The 18,650-nt window shown below is 42.1% G+C and carries 14 protein-coding genes, 1 tRNA gene and 1 rRNA gene (1 of these 16 only partly in view); 1 reads left to right on the top strand and 15 read right to left on the bottom strand.

The features are described 5' to 3' along the window. Positions 1-101 precede the first annotated feature (101 nt). The 3 genes from AC04Q6_RS09265 to AC04Q6_RS09255 are packed head-to-tail and all read right to left on the bottom strand — an operon-like array spanning position 102 to position 3,030. The gene (locus AC04Q6_RS09265; protein ID WP_118071723.1) at positions 102-1,019 is read right to left on the bottom strand and encodes a carbohydrate ABC transporter permease; all 918 of its coding nucleotides are present in this window, start codon (positions 1,017-1,019) and stop codon (positions 102-104) included. Continuing rightward, on the bottom strand, positions 1,019-1,882 hold the full coding sequence (locus AC04Q6_RS09260) for a carbohydrate ABC transporter permease (protein ID WP_118071724.1): 864 nt from the start codon (positions 1,880-1,882) through the stop codon (positions 1,019-1,021). The genes AC04Q6_RS09265 and AC04Q6_RS09260 overlap by 1 nt, the downstream gene beginning before the upstream one ends. 2 nt (positions 1,883-1,884) lie before the next feature. Continuing rightward, on the bottom strand, positions 1,885-3,030 hold the full coding sequence (locus AC04Q6_RS09255; protein WP_118071725.1) for an ABC transporter ATP-binding protein: 1,146 nt from the start codon (positions 3,028-3,030) through the stop codon (positions 1,885-1,887). Between the two features lie 629 nt (positions 3,031-3,659). Here AC04Q6_RS09255 and AC04Q6_RS09250 point away from each other — a divergent pair. Then, positions 3,660-4,253 (top strand): 50S ribosomal protein L25, encoded by a 594-nt coding sequence (locus AC04Q6_RS09250; RefSeq protein ID WP_021975997.1) that lies wholly within the window; start codon positions 3,660-3,662, stop codon positions 4,251-4,253. A 58-nt stretch (positions 4,254-4,311) separates the two neighbouring features. Here AC04Q6_RS09250 and AC04Q6_RS09245 read toward each other — a convergent pair whose 3' ends face one another. From AC04Q6_RS09245 to AC04Q6_RS09190, 12 genes are all read right to left on the bottom strand, one after another. After that, on the bottom strand, positions 4,312-5,658 hold the full coding sequence (locus AC04Q6_RS09245; protein ID WP_021975996.1) for a zinc ribbon domain-containing protein: 1,347 nt from the start codon (positions 5,656-5,658) through the stop codon (positions 4,312-4,314). 72 nt (positions 5,659-5,730) lie between these two features. Beyond that, positions 5,731-6,228, bottom strand: a complete 498-nt coding sequence (locus tag AC04Q6_RS09240; RefSeq protein WP_118062520.1) for a LemA family protein — start codon at positions 6,226-6,228, stop codon at positions 5,731-5,733. 132 nt (positions 6,229-6,360) lie between these two features. Then, a complete protein-coding gene (locus AC04Q6_RS09235; protein WP_118071726.1) occupies positions 6,361-7,269 on the bottom strand; it encodes a hypothetical protein in 909 nt (302 codons plus the stop codon). Positions 7,270-7,398: 129 nt separating this feature from the next. Further along, positions 7,399-7,878 (bottom strand): zinc-ribbon domain-containing protein, encoded by a 480-nt coding sequence (locus tag AC04Q6_RS09230; RefSeq protein ID WP_119247945.1) that lies wholly within the window; start codon positions 7,876-7,878, stop codon positions 7,399-7,401. A gap of 169 nt (positions 7,879-8,047) precedes the next feature. Then, the gene (locus AC04Q6_RS09225) at positions 8,048-10,516 is read right to left on the bottom strand and encodes a sigma-70 family RNA polymerase sigma factor (protein ID WP_118071728.1); all 2,469 of its coding nucleotides are present in this window, start codon (positions 10,514-10,516) and stop codon (positions 8,048-8,050) included. Between the two features lie 228 nt (positions 10,517-10,744). Then, positions 10,745-10,888 carry a hypothetical protein gene (locus AC04Q6_RS09220; protein WP_021976375.1) on the bottom strand — a complete coding sequence of 48 codons (144 nt, stop codon included), beginning with the start codon at positions 10,886-10,888 and terminating at the stop codon, positions 10,745-10,747. Positions 10,889-11,100: 212 nt separating this feature from the next. After that, entirely contained in the window at positions 11,101-13,407 is a 2,307-nt protein-coding gene (locus AC04Q6_RS09215; RefSeq protein WP_119247961.1) for a sigma-70 family RNA polymerase sigma factor, read from the bottom strand. Then, the gene (locus AC04Q6_RS09210; RefSeq protein ID WP_021975806.1) at positions 13,404-13,583 is read right to left on the bottom strand and encodes a hypothetical protein; all 180 of its coding nucleotides are present in this window, start codon (positions 13,581-13,583) and stop codon (positions 13,404-13,406) included. Before AC04Q6_RS09210 ends, AC04Q6_RS09215 begins: the two co-directional genes overlap by 4 nt. A 284-nt stretch (positions 13,584-13,867) precedes the next feature. Then, positions 13,868-14,959: a zinc ribbon domain-containing protein gene (locus tag AC04Q6_RS09205; RefSeq protein ID WP_118071730.1), complete on the bottom strand. Its 1,092-nt coding sequence runs from the start codon at positions 14,957-14,959 to the stop codon at positions 13,868-13,870. A 139-nt stretch (positions 14,960-15,098) separates the two neighbouring features. Next, a complete protein-coding gene (locus AC04Q6_RS09200) occupies positions 15,099-16,229 on the bottom strand; it encodes a hypothetical protein (RefSeq protein ID WP_119247944.1) in 1,131 nt (376 codons plus the stop codon). A 233-nt stretch (positions 16,230-16,462) separates the two neighbouring features. After that, positions 16,463-16,533: transfer RNA gene (locus AC04Q6_RS09195), tRNA-Trp, on the bottom strand. A 117-nt stretch (positions 16,534-16,650) separates the two neighbouring features. After that, a 23S ribosomal RNA gene (locus AC04Q6_RS09190) occupies positions 16,651-18,650 on the bottom strand (it continues 888 nt past the right edge of the window).

The raw sequence follows: 18,650 nt of genomic DNA, 5'->3' as shown, positions 1-18,650 counted from the left end.
TTCTTTCTTCTTTCTATATAAGATGAACTGCAGGCCTTGCAGCACTGCAATATCTTTTCCCCTGTGGAAAAAGTGCTCCGGGTTTATTGTTCTCTCCGGTATCAGCCTTTGACTGCTCCGGAGAACATTCCACGGATCAGCTGTTTCTGTCCAATGATAAAGATGGAAATGGACGGGATGATGATCATGACAACACCTGCGATCATCAGGGTGATGGACTGGGAATCTACGCTGTCCAGCATGCTGATGCCGATCTGAACGGTTCGCATATTGTTGGAACCTGTCACAAGAAGTGGCCACATGTACATGTTCCATGCATTGATGAAGGTGTACACTGCCATGGCTCCGATGGCGGATTTTGTCAGCGGAAGCAGAATCTTTACGATAAACTTCAGATTGCTGCAGCCGTCAAGTTTTGCCGATTCATACAGTGAGATCGGAAAAGTCATGTAAAACTGACGGAACAGGAAAATTCCCATTGCAGATGTAAGATAAGGCACGATCAGCACCTGGTAAGTATCCAGCATGCCCCAGCTTGATACGGTCAGGTAGTTGGAAATGATCGTTGCCTCTCCTGGAACCATCATAGTCGCCATCACAACCATGAAGAGAATACCTTTTCCTTTGAATTCCAGGAAAGAAAACGCAAAAGCAGCAAGAGAACAGGTAATGATCTGTCCGATGGTAATGCATCCCGCCATGATAAAGGAATTCAAAATGAAACGGAGAAGCGGAACGGTACGGAATGCATTGATAAAGTTGGAAAAGGTCGGATTTTTTGGAAAGAGATTCAACTCTGTTGTAAACAGTTCATTGGAAGGCATCAGCGCAATACTGATCGCATAAAGCAAAGGAAGCAGGATCAGAATCGCGAACACCACATTGGCAGCCACACGAAGGGCGGTTCTTGCTCTTCTCTTTGTGAGTGCTTTTGCATTCATGGCTTCTTTCAGCTTCAGAAGTTCTTCTTTTGACAGATTTCCCACAACGGGAACTGCCACATTTTCCATCTGACTCATCAGTAATTTACTCCCTTCTTTTCAATACGGAACATGATCAGTGTGATGATCATAATGATTATAAACAGGATTACAGACTGGGCTGCCGCACTTCCGAACCGGTAGTTGAAAAATGCGTCCCTGTAAATGGAATAGACAATAACATTGGTGGATTCATTAGGTCCGCCTTCTGTGAGGATCTTGATCTGTCCAAAAGACTGGAAGGCCTGAATAATATTTACTACCAGTGTATAAAACATGATCGGAGAAAGCCCTGGAAGTGTCAGGCTGAAAAACTGCTGCACACTGCTGGCTCCATCTACAGAAGCTCTCTCATAAATGGTCTCGTCAATGTTTCCAAGACCTGCGGAAAAATACAGGAAATTGATTCCGCTGTTCAGCCAGGCTGTAAGAATTGCCACACAGATCAGTGCGGTCTTCGGATCGTTCAGCCAGTTGATATCAAGTCCCAGAAGCTTGTTTACAATACCAACTGCCGGATGAAGCATGATCTGGAAGATCATTGCCGCAGAGCTGGATGCAATGGCCATTGGAAGCGCATAGGAAGTACTGAACACCCGGATTCCCGGAAATGCTTTGTTACAGAGTACTGCAGCGATCAGCCCAAGAAGCATGCCGCCGATCACCACGATCAGAACAAAGATCAGTGTCACTTTCAGACTGTTGATAAAGGATGCGGACTGAAGCAGTTCCTTATAGTTGTCCAGGCCAACGTACAGTTTTGCCTGTCCCATTTTGTTTGTTTTGTAAAGACTTAAATAGATTGTTTTTACAAACGGATAAAACAGGAAAATTCCGAAGATCAGCATACAGGGTACCAGGTATAAGTACGGTGTGAGCTTACTTTTGCTGTTGTTTCCCATGATTATTTTTCCTCCCTGTAAAAAAGATTCTCTTCGGTTTCCGGATCAAACACATGGGCTTTATCCATGTCAAAATATAAGGAAACTTTTTCGCCGACCTTGGTCTGGTTCTCCGGATTCAGGCGGACTGCCAGGGTTTTGCCCTGCTCATCAAAATAGAGGATCACTTCCGCTCCAAGCATTTCCCGGTTTACTACAGGTTCGTCCACATCTACGCTGTCATTTTCAATTCCGAGTTTTTTCGCCTCTTCAAGTTCGTAGATATCTTCCGGACGGATTCCCAGGATCACGTGTCTGCCGTTATATCTGTCTGCGATCTGTTTTCCTCTGGTGCCATCCAGATAAACTTTTTTCACAGTTTTTGCGTCATCCAGAAGAAGGGCTGTGCGGTTGTTTTCTTCTGCTTTTACGGTACACTGGAAAAAGTTCATGGATGGGGAACCAAGGAAGCCTGCTACAAAAAGATTTACCGGATTGTCATAAATACTCTGTGGTGCACCCACCTGCTGGATCAGGCCGTCTTTCATGACCACGATCTTAGTCCCAAGAGTCATGGCCTCTGTCTGGTCGTGTGTTACGTAAATAATAGTGGTATCCAGCTGTTTATGTAATTTCACAAGCTCCACACGCATCTGTGCACGGAGTTTCGCATCCAGGTTGGAAAGAGGCTCATCCATCAGGAAAGCTTTCGGCTTCCGGATAATGGCACTTCCGATGGCAACTCTCTGTTTCTGACCACCGGAAAGAGCTGCCGGTTTCCGGTCAAGAAGCTGCTCGATCTCCAGGATCTTTGCCACCTCGTGGACTTTTTTATCGATCTCATCTTTTGGCATTTTGCGGATCTTCAGGGCGTATGCCATATTTCCATAAACAGTCATGTTTGGATATAAGGCATAGTTCTGGAACACCATGGACATTCCTCTTTCCTTTGGTTCCAGATAATTGGAAAGTTCTCCGTCAATCCACAGTTCACCGTCTGTGATTTCCTCCAGGCCTGCAATAATCCGCAAAGTTGTGGATTTTCCGCATCCGGACGGACCTACGAAGATCACAAATTCCTTGTCATGTATATCAAGATTAAAATCCTTTACACCGTAATGTTCCGAATCAAATTGCTTACATACATTTCTAAGTGCAATTTCTGACATCACTTATCTCCTTTCTCTTCTCTCCTCGCTCGCATGGTTCTTAGTATAGAAGTTTTCCGGATATTCAGATATCGTAGTTGCGCTAAGGGTTTGTGAATTGTGTGTTAAATTATTTCGGAAATTATATGCAATTCCGTTAAATTCTTTCTCCTGGGTAAAATTTCGACCATATTCTTCAGAATCCTGTTCCTGATCTGTACTGGTTTATTGCATTAATTCGAACAATTCTCGCCAAGCATGTCCGAAACATGGACTCTCGCCTCATTTTTCCATTCCTGGGTCAGAAAATAAATCAGATTTTGTATTCATCACTCATTTCTATACAAAATAAATGGCAATTTTGGGGCTTTCATCGCCACTTGATTTGTGCAATTTTTCATGTTGTTTTAATTTTTTCTGTAAAATCTCAAATCTCATCTATGTTTTTGTCTAATTTTACTATTGAAGTTTCGTGTATAAGTCAAACAATACAAAATATTTCTCTTAAATTTTCTAACTTTTTGTTAGCCACTTCGGTCGAGAAGTGCTATAATAATCACAGTCAAAAAAGAAATGCAGAATTCGTGTTACTGCGAACAGCGCGAACAGCAACATTACCGGAATCCATGCATCAGGAGGAGGAATTTGACATGATCACATTGAAAGCAGAGAAGAGAAACCCAAATGTAAAGGCTAAAAAATTAAGACGTGAGGGTTACGTCACAGGAATTCTTAGTGGAAAAGAAATGAAAGAGCCGGTAGCACTTCAGTTTGACGCTGCCGAGGCTGCGAAATTCATTAAAGCAAATAAAGAAGGAACTCAGATTTATCTGGACATCGAAGGCGAAAAAGTAGATGCCCTGGTAAAGAATATCGATTATAATCCAATTGAGAAACAGCTGATGGCTCTGGACTTCCAGGCACTGGTTGCCGGTGAAAAAGTATCCACAACCGTAGCTGTCAAACTGGAGCATACAGAACTGGTTCAGGGTATTGTTGAACAGGAGATGGAGGAAATCCACTATAAAGCAGATCCAGCCAACCTGCTGGATACCATCGTCATCGACTTCAATGGCTATCCTGCTGATGTCCGTGACATCCATGTAAAAGATCTCCCGATTCCGGAAGGCAAACAGGTTCATTTCATCACACCTGAGGATGCGGTTGTTGTTCACATCGGTGAATACGAAGCTGCTCCTGAAGAAGACGAGGATGCTGAAGGCGCTGAGACAGAAGCGAAATAATTTTCAATATATACGATTTCAGGGGATTGCATTTAAGCAATCCCCTGATTTTTGTCTGTTATTTGTCTTCTACGTTATCTTCATGATTATATACATCCATATTTGATGTGACTACATCTTTATAGAGAGAATCCAGAGAATCATATCCATAATAACTCCAGTTATATCCCTTGCCTTCTACTTCCGTAGTTTCGCCTGGCGTTCTGTAATCCACAAGATCCAGCTGTAAGCCCTCGTCACTTAGCATCACATTGCTGTAGCTGATGTACCAGTAAATATCATCAGTAGTATCTGTATCACCATCTTCTTCGTCAGAATACTGGCTTCTTATCTCTGCCTTATATACCAGATACAAGATATTTCCATCACTGTCATTTTTGTCTGTCAGCAGATAATCTCCAAGATATGTAAGAGATTCCAGAGTAGATGTCTCATCCCAGTTTTGTCCCATATAAGAAGCGTAAACATCTTCTGCCTGCTTCTTTAAAGTTTTCATGGAATCATCGTCAATCTGATTCAGGCTCTTAAGTGGACATACAAGACCGGAAACTGTATATTCTTTCTCTGTCTCTTCCGGCACTTCACCATAATCCCGGGTCAGGCTTGCAACTCCTTCCTCGCTCAGTGTTACGGTAACTTTATCTCCATTACTGAGGCCCTCTGAAGGCTCATACTGAAAATAAGAATCATCCAGTTCATTTCCCTGATAAGTCATGGTAGCCGTGCCTTCCGGTTCCTGTCCTTCAAAATCCACAGATACATCGTCAAAAACATCAACTTTTTTCGCATCTTCAAGTCCGGAAACCTTTATGGTACCATCTTTATATTTGAGCTTATAATTCAGAGCTCCCTGAAGATCATCACTGACATTCCATGTATATGCCACCTTATCTCCGTTGGAAAAATAAGTTCCATCATTCTCGATACTTACACTTACGTTTCCTTCCAGAAAATTCATTGGAGAACGGTCATCCCATAAGAACCTTTCCAGCTTATTCAGGAGGTTTTTCTTTTTGTATGAAATTTTAGAGTCATACTTTTCCTCAAAAGAATCCCAGTCAACCTCTGCCGTGACTGATCCATATCCATTATAACCGCTGGTATTAATGGTCAGATATTTATTCAGATCTATTGTCCTGCCGTGACTGCGAACAGCTCCGATCAGTACGATCAGAACAACAATTCCTGCTACTGCTCCAATCAGAACCTTTCTGGGAAGCTGCATGATTTTATTTATAATGTCCTTTACCTGTTTCGGTATCTTATCATTGGATAATATTTTTTCTACATTTATATCTGAAAAATTTATCTTTGTGTTCTTTTCAGGGGTGTCTAACGGACTTCCACATTTGCAGCAAAATTTTGCGCCATCAACATTTTCTGCACCACACTTTTTGCAATTCATATTTCTCTCCTGTGCCAGTCAGACATATAAACACATCCATATTCGCTGTCTGACTGATTGATTCGTTCAAAATTATTTTGTAAGATCCAGGTTTCTTCTTTCAAGTGATTTATTCTTTTCGTAATTTTCCGCATCAATGAACGCTTCTTCTTTGAAACCAAACATAGATGCAACGATGGTTCCAGGGAAGTTATTGATCGCTGTATTATATTCACGGATATTTCCGTTTACCAGCTGACGGGCTGCGGTGAGGTTCTTATCCAGCATTTCCGACTTTCTGGCAATCGCGGAATATTCTCCAATACTTTTCAGATCCGGATATTTCTGTCCGAGGAATAACAGTCTGTCAAGTTTGTCTTTTGCTGTCAGCTGTGCAATACCTTCGATTTCTTTCTGATAACCGTTTCTGGCAATATCGATCAGTTTATCCAGAGTTCTGTCCAATGCTTCACTCTGTACTCCAATATCAGATACTCCGTTTTTGATCATCTGCTGAAGCTCATTAAATTTGTTTCTTGTCATGATAACGTATACTGCGATCGCAGCGACAATAATTAAAAAATACATCATAGATCCTCCCTTTTCTTTTATTTATAAAGCAGATATTATTCTTATTCCGCTTTGTATTCATGTATTTACTTCCTGTATCAGGCAGATAAAATCATATGCATTCACTGCATGGCCAAATAACTGCTCCGCAGTTTATTCAGTTAAGCTTTGATAACAGGAGCGTACCAGTTCTTCCTGATGCTGTATCTGGCTGCAGGAATACTCAACTGCTCCAAATGCATTTACGATCGCATTTTCTGCATATACTGCAATATTTGCATCCGCACGCCCAAAAGCCTGCATCATCGTTATATGAAGTTTTCCCTGCCAGATATGGATTTCTCTCACTATATTATTTCCTGCTGCCTGCACGATAGCAAGCTGACAGGATGTCGATAAAAATTTCATGCATTCATGTTCTTTTTCCGGTAATGTAAGAACACCCATTTTTTTATTAAACTCTGTTGATGCAATATTCTTTTTCATATCAATGTACACATTATTTCCATTTGGATATTTCTGTGCTTTTTCTGCTTTATATCGCTCACCGGCAACTGTATCACTTAAGCAATAAATATCAATTGGGCCACATTCCACTCCCAGGTCTGCTTCAAAACATCCGTTTTTTATCATCAGACCATCAAATAAAATTTCACCATATTCATTGCCCCATACAATTTCATATTTCTGATATTGTTCCTGGCAGAAACTGTTCAGTCTTTCCTGACATTCTTTTGCTATTTCATCCAGCTTTTCTTTATAAGTATCAATGAAATATTTTCCCAGTTTCTGCAGAATATAATGAATCAATGCATATACGATAAGTGCCTTTATGATCCAATACTTTCCACCGATCAGTAACAGACAGGCCAGCAGGATAACCACATGTATGACCTTTTCAATTGGTCCGCTTAAGTCACTGTCATCCGGATCGTCTATGCCACCTATGATGAATACGTTTTTTCCAAAATACCGTATTCTTTCAAATGTTTTAAATAATGCCAGGTTTTTTGTATGTTCATCCTGTTTTCTCAGGACAAAATCTTTTAATTCACCGTTCATATGTATGTGTCCTTTATTCTGTCTACGGAAATTATATCTGACATATGCCGGGGGTTTGCAGGCAGGAGAATTCGCCCACCTCCAGTTAACCACCGACATTACACCAGATTTTATATTATTTCATATTAATTACATATAACTCAATGCAGTGCCTATCGTACTTCCCAGGAAAATAATGGAAAGAACAATGATCACAATCGTAAAGCAGAAATAAGAACGGGCAAAATTCTTCAGGTTCTTATTTTTTGTTCCACCAAACGAAAATACCAGAAGAAGGATAAATCCTACCAGCGGGATAGAAAACAGAAGTTCATATCCAAAATATCCCCACATGGAAATTGGCTGATATTCTTCCGGGATAGAAGCGGTGTTCGGTAACTGTGATCTGTTGAAATTACTGTTCTGATTGTAATTGCCTCCCTGGAATCCTCCGTTATTTCCTGCATAACCTCCGGTGCTTCCATTAAAGCCTGCGGTGTTTCCGCCATAAGAATTATTTCCTCCGGCGCCATTGCTTCCGGCTGTACCGGAGCCTCCAAGTTTCGCTCCACATCCCTGGCAGAATGTAGAACTGTCCGGATTCTGAGTTCCACAATGTTTACATACCATAGTTTCTCTCTCCTTTTCTCTTTTTTAATGTATATGATTTTTTTATCATATCCTCTTCTGGCAGCTTTCCCTGTATGCTGCAATTCCCCGCCTGTTTTCCCCCCTTTCTGATTATTAGACGATTCAGGGAAGGGGAAGGTTTTAGGGGGATGAAAAAAATTTTTGTTTTTTATGAAGAAAATGTCATGGATTCTACGTTTCCATCGACGACTTTTATTAACAATTGCAAACCATTTACTCTTACACAGGTATTCACAGCATCTTCTTTTGGTCTGGCAACCTGTTCATCTGTTTCATTATATAAATATTTTGTATCCGGAGTCAGCTGGAACGTTCTCTGACCATACGACACCTCTATTGCTTCATCGTATACAAATGAGCTTTTATCCGACTTCCTAAATGTTGCGTAAAAAGTAAGTGTGTCATCATCCGCATTATAATCCACCTGTGTTGTCCATGGCAAAGTGCTTCCCTCACTGTATTTTGGATGTAATACTGTAAAATAATATTCCGTAACCCCAGTTTCCTCCTGCGGTATCTCAATGGTTGGCATCGGGGTAAATGTCGGTGAGACGACTGCAGGCTGTGCGGCGAAACAGTTCTGTAATATTACATTGTCTCGCTGGCTGTATGTCTGTGCATCCAAATCTGCCCCTCTGTTAAAATCCAGCAAATATGGGCCTGTTAATTCCTGACCGCCATTCATCCCGTAAACTTCAAGCTGATTCTCAATCTGCTGCATATCCGAATCTTTATTACCGGTATAAAAATCCCGTCCATTGATCTGGCATGTTCCATAAGTAGCTCCAAAACACCATCTGAGGTTACACTCCTGTACCATGTCGGTTTCTGACATTTTTATAAAAGTGTCCAGATAATCACTTGCCCCATGACTCGGTGACCATCGTCCAGATCTGTATAGATAATAAGAACCTTCTTTTTTTCGCAGTTCAAGCTTCTCTTCAATACTGTCTCCATATGTATTCAGATCTGTATCCGGGATCTCCAGTTCCTTCCTCAAGGTTACTTTTTGATCATCAATCCCATAAAGTTCCATATATAACGGTCGTTCTACATCTGTATAATTACTGCTGTTCTCATCTTTTTCCTTCGCCCTGGTCCGGATCAGAAGCAGTTCTTTATTTCCACCTCCTCCAAAGTCTTCCATCGTAGCGCTTAACAGCAGATCATTTGCATAACCTGTATTGAAATCATAATCCGCTACATAACCATCTTGGAGCACCTGAAGGTTTTCTTCCTTCACATATCCGTCATAAAATGTCCGGTAGAGTTCTTCCTCTGAAAGCTTTTTCGCCTTTTTTTCAGAGGACTTCTCTTCCTTCTTACCGGTGGCTTTCACTGTCCTGGGTACTGCCTGGGTTACTTTTGGAGTTTCTTCAGCTTCCGTCGTTTTTTCTTTCTGAGTCTCTGCTGTTTCTTTTTCCTGCGTTTCCTCTTCCTGTTGATGAACAAATGGCAGTTTATCTATATTTCTTACAACTCCATAGGTGATACCGCCTGCCCCCAGAGAACCAGCCAGGATCACTGCCGCAATTTTCACCCCTGCATGTTTCGCAGCAGTTCCTGCTATGGTCCCTGTTGCCTTTGACGATGTCGAGGCCGCTGTATGTGCCGCATTGGATGCCCATCCGTTTGTATTTGACCCTGCAGCACCCGGACCAGGACTTCCTATCCCCGGTGGTCTCCCTGTTGATCCATCATATCCCGTTGGACCTGTTGAACTACGTCCGGTCTGTCCTGAACTTTCAGCACCTCCTGATAACCTGTTATTTGGATTTCTGCTATTATTTCCCCAACTGCTTCCAGCAGCCCCTGCCTGAGATGCAGTATGTCCGGATATCTCCCTGAAATAGGATTGCATAACATCCGGCAGAGCTTTCTGCACCATTGGTTCTGCAGATACTTTGTCGGCTTTTCCAAGCAGATACAGGAAGAATACAAACGGTGCAACACTGTAAAGTTTCGTTCCACGTTTCTCCAGATCCAGAACCTGCTCTTTTATTTTTCTGCGCCCATATGACAGTCGGCTTTTTACGGTATTTTCACTGACTCCGAGAGTTTGCGCGATATCTTTCACGGACATCTCCTCGTAATAAAACATACCGATAACCACTCGCTGATCTTCTGGCAGATGGTCCAGAATCTCCATTACAAGACGCTTTGCTTCCTGCTGGTCCATAGCCATCTCAGGATTCAGCTCTGACCTGACATCCTCTATGGACTCCTCAAAAGGGATATCTTCCAGCTCTTCTCCGCCGTATATATCTGTAAAAAATACCGGTTTTGATTTCTTCAGCCAGTCTTTTGCAAGATTGTTGGCGATCATTTTCAGCCAGGGGATCAGTTTATCCGGATTCTGAAGCTGATCCAGCCTGGTAAATGCCTTCACATATGTATCCTGCAGGATATCATAAACCGTATCTTCATCTTTTATCAAAACCCATATCGTTTTATAAACTGCCGGGCTGCTGATCTTATATATTTCTGCAAGTGCTTCCTGGTCATTTTCCCTCGCTTTCTGAACCAGGTAAGACATATTTCTTATGGTAGGACTTCCACATCTTCTGCAAAAATTTGCATCATCAGGAAGTTCCTGTCCACATTTCACGCACCTCATATTTCTCCTCCCGTTGTTCTTCCGTTCATTTTTATATGAAAAATTCTGTTTAACAAGTCCCAGCCTCTGCTTGTTGCTTCTCACAACCCCGCAGGGGACTTACTTGATTTGGTTAAATGAAGCAAGTCTTATATGATATTATAAATATCTTACGAATTTACTTTTTTCATAATTGGGGTTTCTACAATTATGTCGTTTATATTGTCGAATATGCCTCATTTTTCTGTTTTATTGTCGTTTTTTCTTCTTTTCACGTACAATTTTAATATTGTTTTCGCTCAATTTCAATTGTTTTTTTCTTCTCCTCAAAATGACCATCACAATCACTGCTAACCCGCCAAGTACTGTTGTTCTTTTCCATTTCTTATTCATAAAAATGCTCCTTTTTCTCTCATCGTTTTTAAGTATCTTCCTGGATTTTACCTTTTTTACCTCCTTCACTTTATAGACGATCACCATGATGTACAGGTTTTAAGAAAAAAGAAATTTTTTGAAAAAAAGCACATATCAGGGGAGCGAATCCCTGTATGTGCTTTTTAAACTGCTGCCTATTGCTTTTTGCACCCTCGCAAGGCTTACTTATTTCAGTTAAAATCTTTATTTCTGCAAAAACTATCAGTACCACTAAATCCCTCTGTACTATATGGATCAGCACCGACTGATAACAAATTTTCCGGATCATTTACTTCATATCGATATCCCGCATCACCAAATCCATAGTGCACCAAATAATAGTAGCCGTAATCGGTTTTTATCACTTCACTGATCGTTTCTTCCAAAGACGGCTCTGTTGCACCAGGACCATATTTTTTTATTGTATTTCCTGAAATCACCGCTTTAAAATGATAAGGATCTCCTCCCCAGGTATACCACGTTCCCGCAATCAAATCCAATCCTTCCACTTCCTGCGAATCTCCATTCTGATCCTGCTGACCACCACCAAGTTCCGAAACAGGAATTAATTTGATTTCTCTGTCAAAGGTTGTGTATTCTCCTGAGCCAACATCTGTGGTCGCAATGTTTTCCTCATTAAGTGCATTTCCGTTTTTGGTAAAACGATCTATTTTCTCGTATCCCATATGTCCAAACTGAGAATAAATTCCATTTCCGTCCGGTGCCGTATAAAGTCCTACATGGCTTCCGATACTTCCAATAGAAATTACATTTGTATCATTTTCCAAAGTGTAAACATCATTGATCCAGTCTGCCTCACAGGTTCCATGAGAAAATATCAGTTCCCGGATTCCATCCCCATCAATATCGTACAATGCTATCTCTGTAGTTCCAGCTGTATTTGCACAGAGATTCTGGATAAAAGATGCATATTTGGCATATTCCGGCATATCCTGATAATTACTTGGATTTTCTGCCGGCACTGGTGTGGCCGTTGGTTCCGGTATGGCCGTTGGTTCTGGTGTGACTGCGGATTCTGTCTGTGGATTCTGGGCATTCTGCTGTGTTCCGTTTGAATCCGCAGACTTCTTTGTATTTGAAGTTTTATCTGCGTTGGATGCAGTATTTGAATCTGCTGAGTTCTTTGTGTCAGTCGTTTTTTCAGTTCCTGTTGTCGTTTTTGTACCCGATTTCTTCTCTGAACCGGAAGACGTTTTTCCTTTTGCAGAATCAGAGGTATCTTTAACTTTCTGCCCATGGACAAACGGCAAGGTATCCGCATTTCTCACAATACCATATGTAATACCTCCGGCACCCAGAGATCCTGCCAGAATCAGTGCCGCAATTTTAATTCCTGCAAATTTGGCTGCCGCACCACCTGCAGTTTTAGCAGTCCCAGCCTTTGCAGCAGCCCCGGCTGCTTTTCTGTCATTGCCGGCTGTGTTGGCTCCATTCCATCTTTTTCTCTCATTTCCTGATGCACCTGTATTACCCCAGTTATTTCTGTTATCTCCATATCCATCTGTACTGCTCTGCGGATTCCTTCTGTTTTCTGAAATACCTGTATCACTCCAGCTGTTTCCATTATCTCCGTATGCATCTGTGCGATTCCAGGAGTTACCCGCACTGCCTTCTGCACCGGTTCCTCCCTGAACATTTTGGCCATTATGTAAATTACTGTCTGAATCGGGTTTTCCCCATGTAAGTTGTTTCCCGGATATTCCTCCAGAACAGGAATTCAGGATTCCCTGCAACGCATCTGGATCAAGCGGCTCTGCGGACACAGAATCCACTCTGCGAAGCAGATACAGGAAGAATACAAACGGCGCGACATTGTAAAGTTTGGTTCCATGCTTTTCCAGATCCAGGACCTGTTCTTTTATTTTTTTACGACCATAAGACAATCTGCTTTTAACCGTATTTTCACTGACTTCCAGTGCCGCCGCAATATCCTTTACCGGCATCTCTTCATAGTAAAACATACCGATCACGATTCGCTGATCTTCCGGAAGCTGATCCAGGATTTCCATTACCAGACGACGAACTTCTTTTTCATCCATAGACATTTCCGGATTCATATCAGAACGGACATCTTCTATTGATTCCTCGAAAGACACATTGTCCTCTTCTTCTGTACCGGAAATATCTGTAAAAAATACGGGTTTTGATTTTTTCAGCCAGTCTTTGGCACGGTTATTCGCGATCATTTTCAGCCACGGGATCAGTTTCTCTGCATCCTGCAGCTGATCAAGTCTGGTGAATGCTTTTACATAGGTATCCTGCAAAATATCATAAACCGTATCTTCATCTTTAATAAGTACTCTTATGGCTTTATACACTGCCGGACTGCTGATCTCATATATTTCCGCAAGCGCTTGCTGATCATTTGCCCTCGCCCGCTGAACCAGCCATGTCATATTGTTTCTGGTAGGACTTCCACAGTTCCTGCAAAAATTTGCATGATCTGGTATTTCACTTCCACATTTACTGCATCTCATTCTTCTTCCCCCGTTGTTTCCACTTCACTATTTTCTTCTTTTTGTATGATGTTATTCTCATTTTCCCGCTGTGTCAACTGAAGGATTTTTCGAAACACAGTCCACAGTTTTTCCCAGGGAACCGGCATACTGTCAATCGTACAGGTAATCATTTTTCCAATGTCATGTTCTGTCATATCTTTTTCTCCCCTTTCTACTTTATAGACGATTCAGAGTTACTGCCGGTTTTATATTTTTATGGAAAATCAGTAACTTTAACGCCTTAAAAATCAGGCGAATATTCACGATCAAGTCCCCACTCACAGCTTATTGCTTTCCGCAATAGAGGCAGGGGACTTACTTGATTCGGTTGAAAAATCCACAATAGCCCTGGATATGTTTTGAACATATACACAGGGCTATCATTCATCTGTATTCTATTTTTCTTCGCACACTATGATAATTTCTGCCTTACCCGAAATTACCACTGTTTGAACCCGCAAAATTTACAGAATTTCGCATTTGCTTCTATTTCTGCACCACACTGAGGGCATTTTACAACCTTATCCTCTGTTTCCATGTACTGTTCTGCAGATTCTGGTGTATCATCTGTTTTTTCCTGCATTTTCGTCTGCTTTTCTGCAATTTCTTCTGTTTTTGCTACCGATTCCGCGGATTTTCTCTGTTCTTCCGCTATACGTTTCGCTTCTTCCCTTCTTGCTTCCTCTTTGCGCTTTGCTTCTTCTGCTTTTCTTGCTGCTTCCGCCTCGCGCTTTGCTTCTTCTGCTCTTCTTGCTTCTTCTGCCGCTTTTCTCGCTGCTTCCGCTTCCGCAATCATACTTTCCGGAACAGGCGTTCCGCATGAAATGCAGAATTTATGTCCATATGTAATCGGTTTTCCGCACTTTGCACAATAACCTATTATATCCTCTTTCATTGTTCTTTTTCGAATATTACCTGCTACGTTTCCCGCCATTTGTGACATTGTATTGGAAAAATGCCCTACTGTATCTGACATTTGCCCCATAGCATTATGTATATCCTTTTTTGAAAAAACATCCATTAAATCTGTCTGCATCTGTAAACGATTTATCAGTATTAACACTGTAAATATAAGAATCAAAAGCAATGCTATTATATTGATGACATACCATCCTGTTGTTTTAAACTGACACTGAGCATCCTCCGCAAACTTCTTTGCAGATGTTCTGAAAATGATCCATATAATAAGATCCAGCACTGTCATTCCACAAACAGCTGCTGACGTCTGTTTATCTGTAAACTTCTTTATAAAAAGAAACACTAATACAGCTACAGGCAGCAACAGACATAATGCAATAACAGGCTGTGGAGATACAAGTGTCTCACCATAACTTGAGATACCTTTTATTGCTGTTACTGCTGATACCTTTATCAGATCTGTATCTACACCCCAGTCTGAATCTGAACAGGAAACCATAAACATCGGACAAAAAAATAATATTACGCAACAAAATGTCAGTGTTCGTATTATATTTTTCACTGTAACAGATAGTTTCTTCTTTTCAGAAGAAATATTACTAATTTCATTCATTTTCATAATCTCCTTCTCTGATAATTTTAATGTTTAACCGAATTAAAGAAGTCCCCTGCGAGAGTTGCAAATATCCGCTTGACTAATAATGCCGGAACCCAGTTACAAAAGTTCCGGCATTATACAGCACTATCCGATTTTATTTAATCTTTACACTCTTGCAAGCTGAAGATTTCGCTGTCAAAACCTTGGAACCGGATTTACGGATAGAAACTACTTTATAATAGTATGTTTTTTTGCTGGTCAGGGATTTCTTGTCTGTGTAGTATGTCTTTCCTGTTACTGTTGCGATTTTTTTGTATCCACTCTTTGAATTTGTGCTTCGGTATACATAGTAACCGGTTGCATTGTTGGCTTTTCTCCAGTAAACTGTTGCCTGGCGCTTGCCGGCTTTGATTGAGGAGATTGTTGTTGCGGTTGGTTTTACAATTGTGTTTGTTTTTACGGATGCCTTAATGTGGTAGATCTGACCTGTTGCAGAATTATAACCATCATTTTTAATTTCTATCATCAGATCTCCCGTACATTTGGGAATTGTCACTGTATCATTTGAATTAACCGTATACTCACCTAATGGTTTTCTGCTTTTACACTCAGCAAACGCTATTCTCCAGCTTCCCGGATGAGAAACACTGTCATCTATATCAAATTTCAATGAAACTTTATTTGTTCCGTTTAATTTCACGCGATAGTAGTCAGTATCATTGTTGCAATATATATTTCCTGTGTATTGTTTATTTACATATATATAATTGGGATCGCCATATTTTTTATTTCCCCAATAGTTCTCTGCCTCCCAGTCACTGGATTTTGTATAGCGAGTTATAAACATGTAATCATCTTTTTCTCTAGTATAACTATGTCGTATCTGTACATAATACTTTCCTGGTTTCCATCCATATTTTAATGTATTGAATGAATGACCAGACACACCATCTAATAATGTATGATTATCCGAATCTTTTAAGGTAATAGACCAGTTTGAATCATCATAAACATTATTCATCGTTGGTTTTATCTGAAACCATGTATAACCTCTTCCTGCTGGAATTGTAAACTGAAACCAGTCTTCATCAGAATATGTCATTTCTCCCGTTACCCAGGTATTTAAAGAAATTCTATTTGCAGTTCCAGGTCTGTTATTCGGTTCACTCTCTTCCAGCATTCCCGCCTGAACCTGCACTGCCGGATTGACTGCTGCTACACACAGTGCCATTGTTGCTCCTGCAAACAGAAGCTTTGTCAGTTTTGCAACTTTTTCTCTTAACATAATTTTTCTCTCCTTTGTTTTTATTTATATGATTTTTTCATCATATTCTTGTGTACTCACTGTCGATACTTATTTCAGTGCCTTCTTATAGTTACTTTTTCCCCTCTTTCTATATTATAGACGATGCAAAAAGAGATTTGGTTTTAATATTTAAAAAAAATTTTTATTTTTTTCAACATAACAAAAAAGAGCCGGAAAACTTTAATTTTAAAGTTCTACCGACTCATTAATAGCAGGGGATGAGAGAATCGAACTCCCACCAAAGGTTTTGGAGACCCCTATCATACCATTTGACCAATCCCCTATATACAAGAAAAAGTGGCTGTTGGCCACAAATTCTTTTACATTGTACTCTCAAAACTACATACATGCTTGTTGATGGTTAATCAAACTTCTTGAATCAATTCTTAACCTGCGTTTCTTGGTCAAGCCCTCACCCGATTAGTAACAGTCAGCTCCATGTGTTACCACACTTCCACCTCTGCCCTATCTACCTCGTCGTCTTCAAGGGGGTTTACTTCTTAAAGAATGGGATATCTCATCTTGAGGGGGGCTTCACGCTTAGATGCCTTCAGCGTTTATCCCTTCCGGACTTGGCTACCCGGCCATGGCTTTGGCAAGCCAACCGGTCCACCAGCGGTCCGTCCATCCCGGTCCTCTCGTACTAAGGACAGCTCCTCTCAGATATCCTACGCCCACGCCGGATAGGGACCGAACTGTCTCACGACGTTCTGAACCCAGCTCGCGTACCGCTTTAATGGGCGAACAGCCCAACCCTTGGGACCTACTACAGCCCCAGGATGCGATGAGCCGACATCGAGGTGCCAAACCACTCCGTCGATGTGAACTCTTGGGAGTGATAAGCCTGTTATCCCCAGGGTAGCTTTTATCCGTTGAGCGATGGCATTCCCACTTAATACCACCGGATCACTAAGCCCTACTTTCGTACCTGCTCCACCCGTCGGTGTCGCAGTCAAGCTCCCTTCTGCCTTTGCACTCTTCGAATGGTTTCCGTCCATTCTGAGGGAACCTTTGGGCGCCTCCGATACCCTTTCGGAGGCGACCGCCCCAGTCAAACTCCCCGCCTGGCATTGTCCCACCGCCGGATTACGGCGGCTGGTTAGAAGCCCAATATCACAAGGGTGGTATCCCAACAGCGGCTCCATAGCAACTGACGTCACTATCTCTCAGCCTCCCACCTATCCTGTACATGCAACACCGGACCCCAGTGCCAAACTGGAGTAAAGCTCCATGGGGTCTTTCCGTCCTGGCGCGGGTAGCCAGCATCTTCACTGGCACTTCAATTTCACCGGATGTATTGCCGAGACAGCGCTCAAATCATTACGCCTTTCGTGCGGGTCGGAACTTACCCGACAAGGAATTTCGCTACCTTAGGACCGTTATAGTTACGGCCGCCGTTTACTGGGGCTTAAATTCAAAGCTTCGACGTATGTCTAACCTCTCCTCTTAACCTTCCAGCACCGGGCAGGCGTCAGCCCATATACCTCACCTTTCGGTTTCGCATAGACCTGTGTTTTTGCTAAACAGTTGCTTGAGCCTATTCTCTGCGGCCTGCTCTCGCAGGCACCCCTTCTCCCTAAGTTACGGGGCCATTTTGCCGAGTTCCTTGGCAATACTTCTTCCGCCGGCCTTAGGATTCTCTCCTCATCCACCTGTGTCGGTTTACGGTACGGGTACAATATAAACAATAGCGGCTTTTCTTGACGCATGGCTCACGGGCTTCGTTACTATATTTCACTCCACATCACGTCTTCCCATTGCATGGCGGATTTTCCTACCATACTGGTACCTCGCTTGTACCGGGCTTTCCATTCCCGGCTCCCGCTCTCCTTACGTGTCCCCACAGTTCTGTTATACTGCAGTACAGGAATATCAACCTGTTGTCCATCGGCTACGGCTCCCGCCCTCACCTTAGGTCCCGACTCACCCAGGGCAGATCAGCTTTACCCTGGAAACCTTGGATATTCGGCCTAGAGGATTCCCACCTCTATCTCGCTACTCATTCCGGCATTCTCTCTTCCATATAGTCCACAGCTCCTTACGGTACTGCTTCTTCCCATATGCAATGCTCCTCTACCAATCCTTACGGATTCCTTAGTTTCGGTGGCGCGTTTCAGCCCCGGACATTTTCGGCGCAGGACCTCTCGACCAGTGAGCTATTACGCACTCTTTGAATGTATGGCTGCTTCTGAGCCAACATCCTGGTTGTCTTCGAAATCCCACATCCTTTTCCACTTAACGCGCACTTTGGGACCTTAACTGTAGGTCTGGGCTCTTTCCCTTTTGACCGCCCAACTTATCTCGTGCAGTCTGACTCCCGGTGATATCTACACGGCATTCGGAGTTTGATATTCTTCGGTAGGCTTTGACGCCCCCTAGGAAATTCAGTGCTCTACCTCC

The sequence above is a fragment of the Blautia sp. HA9023 genome, assembly GCF_056504095.1.
The sequence above is the reverse complement of the archived record's forward strand: the minus strand, read 5'-3'. Positions and strand labels throughout refer to the sequence as shown.